Here is a 206-nt window from a genome sequence, read left to right as displayed (position 1 = left end):
GCGAGACGCAATCGGGCATGGGCAGCCAGTTGGGCCTCACTCGGCTTCTTCCCCGGCTGCTTCAGTTCCAGGAAGAACAGCCGGCGGGGGGCGCGGTACACCTGTAAGTCGGGCCAGCCGGGCGTGTAATACACCGAGCCATTGCCTGCGCTGCCCAGCAGGGTCTGTTGCACGGCCCACCCGAAGGCGGTGAGGTTGCGCACCAC

At 67.0% G+C, this 206-nt stretch carries 1 protein-coding gene; it reads right to left on the bottom strand.

Features of this window, described 5'->3' with window-relative positions:
* Positions 1–206: VRR-NUC domain-containing protein (locus tag GO986_RS22740; RefSeq protein WP_500778872.1), on the bottom strand; the 206-nt coding region annotated here is incomplete at both ends.

This window comes from Deinococcus arboris (genome assembly GCF_009755355.1).
Taxonomy (GTDB): domain Bacteria; phylum Deinococcota; class Deinococci; order Deinococcales; family Deinococcaceae; genus Deinococcus; species Deinococcus betulae.
Note: the sequence above shows the minus strand (reverse complement) of the source record. Positions and strands in the feature narration are given on the sequence as shown.